Source organism: Halalkalibacter kiskunsagensis (genome assembly GCF_037027555.1).
Lineage (GTDB): Bacteria > Bacillota > Bacilli > Bacillales > Bacillaceae_D > Halalkalibacter > Halalkalibacter kiskunsagensis.
Genome location: NZ_JAXBLX010000079.1, coordinates 1 through 9,206, shown reverse-complemented (window position 1 = coordinate 9,206; position 9,206 = coordinate 1). Strand labels below are relative to the sequence as shown.

Sequence of the window (9,206 nt, the reverse complement as noted above, 5' to 3'; positions counted from 1 at the left end):
GTAAGCTTTAAAACAATGCAGCGGCTTCACTCATTGCTTCGAGTTAGGTAAAAAAGGGAACACCACCCTTTTTTACCATTTAATTAAGCTTACTCATGTGAAGAAGCAATGGCTTCGCTCGCAGCCCGCTTACTCTGACAAGACCACTCAGAGTAAGCTTTAAAACAATGCAGCGGCTTCACTCATTGCTTCGAGTTAGGTAAAAAAGGGAACACCACCCTTTTTTACCTAACTCTTATACCGTTGTTCCTCCTGAAGAATCTCCATCTCCTCCTTTTTGTCTAGCAAATGTGTAGCTTTCTCCACCTTTCTCTTTTGTAAAACGTACAGGTCTTATGAAGAAATAAATGAGAGCGTGACCTGCTCCTAATACGAGGAGAAGAATTGGAATCCCTTTTTCTTCTGAGAAAAAAGTTACTGTTGCTAAAAAGGCAAGTACTGAAACAATTCGACCTGAATTTACAAATAATTCTCGAACGACAATATATTCCACTCTCATCTCAGCAGCTTTCCAACCTTTCCCAATTACATCAAATGTAAGTGAGACATACGGTACAAGTAACATCGGATAAGCTATTGAAACAACGACACCATACATAATTAACTTAGTGAATGTAAGATCCCCTATAACTATAATAAAGATTGCTGCGTATAGAATCATCCCACCGAATAAAATCAATTTTTTTCTAAAAGTCGGTTTAATGATACGAGTAATAATGTAATAAGCAACAAATTGCACTGCCGAAGCTACCAATCCATATGTACCAATGGCCAGCTCGCTCCCTGTTGCAATGTACACCCAAACAACAATCACAAAGACAAAAGTTCCTTCGCGTAAACCTTGAAAGAAGTGTGCACGAGTTATTTGTCTCCAATTTAGGTTTTCTTTACGCTCCTTAAGAATTCTCTTAAAATAAAACTTCCCTTCTGCTGAACGTCTTTGTAGCAAGAAGCTTGTTAAAACGGCTGCAACAAAAAGAGAGAGCGATATTGTAAAAATAACCGTATACCCTGTGAATTGTTCCATTCGTGTAATAATGAATCCAGCCAATATTGGCCCAATCATTCCTGCAAACGAATTTAAAAGTCCAAGAAATCCATTAAAAAAATCTCTTGTTTCAGGTTCTGTAATTTCAAATGTCAACACATTAAACGCCAACCAATAGAAACCAATTCCCATCCCAATTAACGCACCTAACAGAATTAAGTATTGATTTGCTTGATCTCCTAAAAAAAGAACGGTCGAGAAAAAAGTTGCAAGTGTTATAACACCTGCCCTTAACACAATGACACGGTCAATTTTTTTAGCTATTTTTCCAGCTAACATAAACGCAAGCGGCTGCATAACAACTGAACCTAAGTTATAGAGAGCAATATCAACAAACTCGCCTGACTGTTTCCAAAGGTATACATTAACAAATGTATTAGACAAAGCAAAACTTAACGCATAGAGCCCGCCCATCACAAGCAAAAGAGTTAAGTCTCTTGTCACTTCTATATCACCAATAACTTTCTTTACCAATGACTTATTCACCGACTCCACCACCCTCATAAGTAGTGTGTCACCTCAAAAAGCGGTTATACAAAAAAAGCCTCTAAGGGGAATTTCCTTAGAGACTTTTTCAGGCTGCTCTATGCGAAATTTCGCTTAAAGGCTTTATTACCTAGTTATTATTTTGCTTCGTTGTAACGTTTTGAGACCTCATCCCAATTGACTACATTCCAGAATGCATTAATATAATCAGGACGACGATTTTGATAATTTAAGTAATATGCATGCTCCCATACATCTAATCCAAGGATTGGCGTTTTCCCTTCCATTAGTGGTGTATCTTGGTTAGGAGTACTTGTTACAGCAAGCTTCCCTCCATCAACAATTAGCCAAGCCCAACCTGAACCAAAACGGTTAGCACCTGCATTTGCAAATTCTTCTTTGAATGCTTCAAGGCTACCAAACGTTGAGTTAATTGCATCTGCAAGTTCACCTGTTGGAGCTCCTCCACCATTCGGGCTTAATATTTGCCAGAAGAACGTGTGGTTTGCGTGACCACCACCGTTGTTACGAACTGCTCCGCGAATGCTCTCAGGTATAGCATCTAAATTAGAAACTAATTCTTCAATGCTCTTACCTGCAAGATCTTCATGACCTTCAAGTGCTGCGTTTAATTTTGTAATATACGTATTGTGATGTTTTCCGTGATGAATGTTCATTGTCGCCTCATCAATATGAGGTTCTAGTGCGTTAGCTGCATAAGGTAATTGTGGTAATTCGTAAGCCATGATAATTCCTCCTTAAAGTAAGTAACAAAATAGTGTGGAGTATAAAACCCCAGAAGTGGACTTTAGCAACATTTATGTTTCAAAAGTCTTCCATTAATTACATTACCAAAATTTGAACATTCTTGCAATGATAATGCTCATTGTTTTTTCTGAAGACAAATTTACTCTACCCCACTTGAGAAAATTTAAACTCCCCGAAAACAATATCGAATCTCACAGAGCTACAGCCATGCATGTGCTTGCTATAAATTCGTCATAATATTCAATAAATCCTGCACTTTATTTCTTTTTCGACTTCAAAAATAATCATTATCTCCTCAAGAAAAAGAAATAACAAAAAAAAGGACCTACAAAGTAGATCCTTATCATTTGAAATAGTAAATGGCGGAGGAAGAGGGATTCGAACCCCCGCGCGGTTTAACCCGCCTGTCGGTTTTCAAGACCGATCCCTTCAGCCGGACTTGGGTATTCCTCCGCGTTTTTCAAAAATATACAACTAAGATGGTGGACCCTGTAGGACTCGAACCTACGACCGATCGGTTATGAGCCGACTGCTCTGACCAACTGAGCTAAGGGTCCTCTAAGGGGCGGCTGATGGGAATTGAACCCACGAATGCCGGAATCACAATCCGGTGCGTTAACCACTTCGCCACAACCGCCACAAGAAATATTTAAGTAGAAAAATAGCGGCGGAGGGAGTCGAACCCACGACCTCACGGGTATGAACCGTACGCTCTAGCCAGCTGAGCTACACCGCCATAATATGGCTCCACAGGTAGGACTCGAACCTACGACCGATCGGTTAACAGCCGATAGCTCTACCACTGAGCTACTGTGGAACAACTTTTAAAGACAAGAATTATAATATCATGCTGAGCAATTAACGTCAATATATTTTTTCCTTTTCTTCAAAAAGGAAAAACATGACTGAATAACACTGATCTAATTTACCACACATGTTTTAGATAAACAAGATATTATCATAATTAAAGATCTCAAAAGGACGTACGCTTTCCGTTTTGAGATCTTTAATTAAATTACAATTTATTTAATTATCCTCTCCAATTACCGCTTCAGCGATATTTACAGAGTGATCGCCAATTCTCTCTAAATTACTAACAATGTCAACAAAAACAATCCCAGCTGAACCTGAACATTTCCCCTCGTTCACACGATGAATATGCTGTTTTCTAAGCTTCCGTTCCATTTTGTCAATTTTCTCTTCCTTTTCTAATACAGAGCGAGCCATATCACCATCAATTAGTTCCAATGATTGTATAGCTTCTTTTAACGTGGAAAGAGTTAATTCAGACATTTCCCGTAAATCCTCGAGAGCTTTATCAGAAATATGAACTTTATTTGCTTTTTGATAATCTTTCAATTCGACAATATTTTCAATATGGTCACCAATTCGCTCAATATCCCGAACAGTATCCAACAACATTGAGTGCAGTTTAGAATCATGTGCAGATAAAGACCTTGATGAAATTTGAATTAAATAATCAGTAATCTTCCGGTCAAGATTATTTATCGCCTCTTCGAACTGAATCGACATTTCAGCATGTCGCTTCTGACCATTTTCTAAGTATTGGCTTACTTCATAAAGACCTCTTTCAGAGAATTCGGCCATTCTAAGAACTTCTTGTTTAGCTTGCCCAAGAGCTATAGCTGGTGAACTCCCAATAAATCTAGGGTCTAAATGCTTTGCTTTATATTCTATACTATACTCATCCCCTGGGACTAGCTTCGTTACTATAATAGCTAGCAGCGCAACGAAAGGTAGTTGAATCAATGTGTTTGAAACATTGAAAATCCCGTGCGCAAAAGCAATTGTCATTGGACGATTAAGACCTAGCTCTAATGCTAAATAGCTAATTAAATTAAAGAAGAGAGGATATATCATTAGGACAATAACTGTACCAATTAAATTAAAGATGACATGTGTTAATGCAGCTCTTTTAGCAGCAACAGAAGCTCCAATTGCAGCCAAAATCGCTGTAATCGTTGTTCCGATATTATCACCAAACAAAACTGGTAATGCTGAATCTAATCCCATTGCTCCTTGTTCGTACAACTGCTGCAATAAACCAATTGATGCACTTGAACTTTGCACAGCAACAGTGAAAATCGTCCCAATGACAACACCCAGTAATGGATTTTCACTCATACTCACCGTCAGCTCAGCAAATGCTTTTAACTCACGCAATGGTTTGAGGCCAGTCCCCATTAATTCCAAACCATAAAAAAGGGCTCCAAAACCAAAAATAACTTGTCCATAATAGTTAACTTTTTTAGCTTTTATGAAGAAAATTAATGCTGCACCTACTGCTATAATCGGTAAGGCATAAGCAGATATTTTAATCCCAATAATAAACGCTGTAACCGTCGTTCCAATATTGGCCCCCATAATAACACCTATCGCTTGCTTTAATGTCATAAAACCCGCATTCACTAGACCAATTGTTAAAACCGTTGTACCTGTACTTGTTTGCAAAAGAACTGTAACAACAATTCCAGCGAATACACCCATAATTGGATTGGTTGTAAACTTATCGAGAACGTCGCGTAATCCGTCTCCTGCAACCTTTTGCAACCCATCCCCCATGTACTTTATACCAAATAGGAAAATACCTAGTCCACCGAAAAACATGAACAAGAGCGTTTGTAAATCCACAAATCCTCATCCCTTCATTTCATAAGTCAAAGTAATCATCCAACTTTCGACAAACATCAACATGGACACCCTGTCTATTATTAAGCATTCTCAAACCATTTGTAAACAAAAAAGTTTAAAAGTTTACACGTTTTTACTATTGCTCAACATAGATCATTCATAGGATTAACATTCCCTAGCTTCAACACAATCTTTTCACGTTTTTAGCAAATTTTTTAAAAGTATTATAGCAATTCAACGAGCTATTCGTTAAAATAACGAAGAATGAAAGAGGTGTTTATTCTGAGCTATTGGGATTGGTTTCTAAAAAGCTTTTACAGTAAAAAGGTTATTGCATATAGTCGATTTCGCCCCATTACATCAACCATTGGGTATGTACTTTTCATTATATTTATTTCTAGCATCCCATACTTTGTCACACTATACTCAACGGCCACTTCAGCTGTTGAACAATTCGATAATATGTTACAAAACGATATACCAAACTTTCATCTGAGAGAAGGAACACTCTATTGGGAAAGTGAAGAGCCATTTTATACCGAGGTTGCCGGAGAAGGATTCTTCCTTATTGATTCCTCAAATACATATTCAGAGCAGGAATTACAACAATTAGTTGATGGCATTGCCTTACAACAACGAGAATTTTTATTTATAGCTGATGGTAACAGTCAATCTATTCCATACACACTTCTTGGGTTACAAGAGTTTACAAAAGAGGATTTATCTAAGCGTATTAATGATTTACAAGGCTTTTTGCCAATTTTATTATTTATTATTATCTTTCTTCTTTTTGTTGCACTTTCGGGTTTGGCCTTTCTTGGTATATCACTTTTGGCTTTTGTAGCTTTATTACTTAAAGGTGCGCGTAATTTAGAATATCGCCATCTGTGGTTAATTACTGCACATGCGCTAACTCTTCCTGTTATACTACTTGCTTGGGTGGATGTTTTATTTTATCCAATACCATTTAGTGCATTTATTGCGTCTACTTTTTTATTGGTTTTAATTTCAGTAAAATCAATTCCGGTTCCCCAAAAAAAGTCATGACGAATGAGAAGTAAGGTTCTAAAGAACAATTTTTCTGAATTATAGCCAAAAAAGCAAGTAACAGTTAACGTTACTCGCTTTTTTGGCTATTTTCTAAGGATTTAATAAGAATCCTTGTTCCATCTACTGAGGTGACAATAATATCAGTGTTAGCTTCAATCCAATGACCTCCACTTGTTGCACTATATTGGTCCCCTTCAATTTCAACTGTACCTGTTGGTCGAAAAGAGCTAATCGTTCTACCTTGTTTTCCGATTAATTCATGGTATTGCTCGTTAATTGAGTTATATCCTAAATCACTTGTTAGTTTATCTTTTAGCGTCATTTTTGCCCATAAATTTCGGGATGGAAAAACTTTTAAAAATAGTGCTGAACTAAATCCTCCAATAATAAATCCCATTGAAACAAGTGTACCATAAATAAAAGTTGGAGCTGGTACTGCAAGACCGATTATCATTAAGACGACTCCGAGCAGAGCAACCGTCCCATCAGTGATAACTTTACCATCAACTACTATTAATGCTAAACCAACAATATATAAAAGCACTACCCACAATCCAGTATCTCCTGTAAGGTGATACGAAAAGTACATAGCCATTATTGCAATCCCTAATATGGCAAAGAGCCCTTTAGCCCGAACAAGTAATTCTCCAATTAAAAATAATGTCCCTAAAAAAACAACTATAAAACCAATACTTGGTGAATCCAACCACTCCATTTCTCATCCCTCCTTACTTATCGTATACGAATCATATCATGAATACGTTTCACTTTCTTCCAAAAAATAAGAAAATCCCTCTAATGGTCTTCTCTTACGCTTTGGAAGAGAGGAAAATCCTCTCTGCTTATGAACTGAAAAATCCACGAAGAGAATCAATTAGACGATTAATTAAATCAAGAAAGTTTTTAATAAAACCTTGTGTGTCTTCTCGATTTAAAAATTCATCTAAGTTATCTCGAACTTTTGAAATTTGATCTTGAACTTGATTCCAATCAATATTAAGATCTTTCATTCTCATAAATAAAGATACAAGCCCATTTAACTCTTCATCTGTTAACGTAATGCCAAGTTCAGCCGCAACGCGACGAATTAACTCCCTTAAGTCATCTTCTGTTTCAACTGGATTATTGGCAATCTCTTCTTTTATTCGATTCATTAATTCAGTTGCTTCTTCAACCCCAATTGAATCACTTAATTCTCCTGTACGAACCAATTCTTCATTAGCAATCTGCTTTTGTTCTTCTGGAATTTCAATTTCTGCAGCAATTTCATATGCTTTAATTAATCCAGTCAACGCAGCGGTACCTGATACAGCAATAGGTGCTGTTACATAAATATCGGCATCTTCAACCCCAGCCGTGATTAATGCATTTGCATACATATCATCAGAAACCCAATTAATATTATTTGATTCAACGGATAAGCCTGCGCCCTGTTCTCTAAGAGTGATTTTCGATGAAGATAGAGCATTCGTTCCTATGCGAGATGCACTAATGTAATTCCCGAGATACTGATGTTCTTCTGCGTTTGTAACAGTTATGATTGTGTCCTCTTCTGTTGCCCCCATTTCAGACAGCAAAGTTTGCCTTTGCGCCTCAGATAAGTCTTCACCAAGAGTCACTATCTCATCACCAGGTACTGCATCAGCTAATACAAAAAGCGGGAATACAAGCACAAATACAAGTGTAAGTGCTAGTAACTTTTTCCAAACTGTTTTCATTTTTATCTTCTCCTTTTATTATGAGGAAACTACTTTCCCTCTATAGCTCTCTACATTAGACGAGTGCTCTACTAAATAAGAAACACTTTTTACATAATAAATAAAAGGGACTTTTGTCTTATTTTCTTTTACAAACGTGACATTTCGACATTATTGCATTCTTTCCCGATTGGAAAGCATTTCCAACTATATACTAATATAAGACCATTTAGCGATATAAAAAACAACGCCGTAAACATCATTTGTTCTATATCCCTCATCCAAATACCAAAACACAATGGTCCCAAGGCAACCCCTAAAAAGCGAAGCATAGTATAAAACGAAAATACTGTCCCCCTTTCTTTTTTCAAGACAATCGAGGCTAGTGCTGCGTTAGCTGCTGGAAGTAACATACCAAATCCAAATGAATAAATGATAATTGCACAAACAAATAAGCTTAGAGAATGATCTATTAGCATTAATAACGTACCACCAATCATCAACATAATCCCATAAATAAATGCACGCTTATATTGATTTTCATTGCTCCTTAACCTTTTTGCAGTGGAGTACGAAAGAATCGTTAATACAAATAAAGGGAGAGCAAGAAGCATACCATTTAGAAAATCCGAAACTAACAAAGTTGACTCTAGCAAATAGGAGAAATAAAACAAGTACCCAAATAATAAAAACATCCCAATAGTCCCTGATGCAAGTATCGGAATTAGCCACCTCCAATGATAGACAAACTGCCTTTTTAACCTTTCAGTCTTTTCGTTGCGGTTTTCAAAATCCTTTTTAATAACAGGATCAGTTGTGATAAAAAGCTTTATTCCGACAAAGGCAAATAATGCAACAGCTAAATATATAACAAAGCTAACATACCACGATACAGCTAAAACAAGCCCTCCTACGATCGGACTAATTACTTTTCCTGCACCATTAAATACTTCTATTGCACCTAATGCACGGTTCCTTTGTTCCCCTTGGTACAAATCTGAAATAAAGGCCATTGCGAGAGGGGTAGCTCCTCCTGCCCCAATCCCTTGAAAAACACGTCCAACCATCATTATCTGAAACGAACTACTTTCGCCCCCTTTCATACCAGCAATTGCTGAAATGACACAGCCTACGATAATAAAGGGGAGGGCAATTAATGCTATTTTTTTTCTGCCATATCGATCAGATAAAATGCCTCCAAATGGAACAAGCAACGCAGCTGGAATGGAGAAGCTCGTTAAAAGCCAGCCTCCTTCTACTGTTGTAAGTCCCATATCAGTCTGCATTTGCGGAAGCATTGGAATGAACATAGAATTTCCAATTACCATAATAAATGGAAGTAGACCAATAAAGAACAATAAATACGTAGGTCTGTTATCATTCAATACATTCACCTCCAGTAAGTAGTATACCTGTTATGGCAGCGGTTCCGCTCATTGACCAGAGTTTGTTCAAAAAGGTAAAAATCGACCTTTTTGAACTTTTTTATAAAAATGACGAAAGGC

Annotated in this window: 7 protein-coding genes and 5 tRNA genes; 1 reads left to right on the top strand and 11 read right to left on the bottom strand. The window is 37.1% G+C overall.

Going from position 1 to position 9,206, the window contains the following annotated elements; all coding sequences use genetic code 11:
- Positions 1-235: 235 nt before the first annotated feature.
- From SLH51_RS23895 to SLH51_RS23860, 8 genes are all read right to left on the bottom strand, one after another.
- The gene (locus tag SLH51_RS23895) at positions 236-1,462 is read right to left on the bottom strand and encodes an MFS transporter (RefSeq protein WP_390184057.1); all 1,227 of its coding nucleotides are present in this window, start codon (positions 1,460-1,462) and stop codon (positions 236-238) included.
- A 209-nt stretch (positions 1,463-1,671) separates the two neighbouring features.
- Entirely contained in the window at positions 1,672-2,280 is a 609-nt protein-coding gene (locus SLH51_RS23890; RefSeq protein WP_335964087.1) for a superoxide dismutase, read from the bottom strand.
- 382 nt (positions 2,281-2,662) lie between these two features.
- Positions 2,663-2,755, bottom strand: a tRNA-Ser gene (locus SLH51_RS23885).
- Between the two features lie 27 nt (positions 2,756-2,782).
- A tRNA-Ile gene (locus SLH51_RS23880) sits at positions 2,783-2,859 on the bottom strand.
- 7 nt (positions 2,860-2,866) lie between these two features.
- Positions 2,867-2,939, bottom strand: a tRNA-His gene (locus SLH51_RS23875).
- Positions 2,940-2,964: 25 nt separating this feature from the next.
- Positions 2,965-3,038, bottom strand: a tRNA-Met gene (locus SLH51_RS23870).
- Between the two features lie 6 nt (positions 3,039-3,044).
- Positions 3,045-3,119: transfer RNA gene (locus SLH51_RS23865), tRNA-Asn, on the bottom strand.
- Between the two features lie 209 nt (positions 3,120-3,328).
- Complete coding sequence (locus SLH51_RS23860) at positions 3,329-4,954, bottom strand: Na/Pi cotransporter family protein (protein ID WP_335964086.1); 1,626 nt, start codon at positions 4,952-4,954, stop codon at positions 3,329-3,331.
- Between the two features lie 264 nt (positions 4,955-5,218).
- Here SLH51_RS23860 and SLH51_RS23855 point away from each other — a divergent pair, with 264 nt between their 5' ends.
- Positions 5,219-6,001, top strand: a complete 783-nt coding sequence (locus SLH51_RS23855; RefSeq protein ID WP_335964085.1) for a DUF1189 domain-containing protein — start codon at positions 5,219-5,221, stop codon at positions 5,999-6,001.
- A gap of 70 nt (positions 6,002-6,071) precedes the next feature.
- On the opposite strand, the gene SLH51_RS23850 is transcribed toward SLH51_RS23855, so the two are convergent.
- From SLH51_RS23850 to SLH51_RS23840, 3 genes are all read right to left on the bottom strand, one after another.
- On the bottom strand, positions 6,072-6,719 hold the full coding sequence (locus SLH51_RS23850) for an NfeD family protein (RefSeq protein WP_335964084.1): 648 nt from the start codon (positions 6,717-6,719) through the stop codon (positions 6,072-6,074).
- A 127-nt stretch (positions 6,720-6,846) separates the two neighbouring features.
- Positions 6,847-7,722, bottom strand: coding sequence for a DUF1002 domain-containing protein (locus SLH51_RS23845; protein ID WP_335964083.1), 876 nt, complete (start codon positions 7,720-7,722; stop codon positions 6,847-6,849).
- 128 nt (positions 7,723-7,850) lie between these two features.
- On the bottom strand, positions 7,851-9,086 hold the full coding sequence (locus SLH51_RS23840) for an MFS transporter (protein ID WP_335964082.1): 1,236 nt from the start codon (positions 9,084-9,086) through the stop codon (positions 7,851-7,853).
- Between the last annotated feature and the right edge of the window lie 120 nt (positions 9,087-9,206).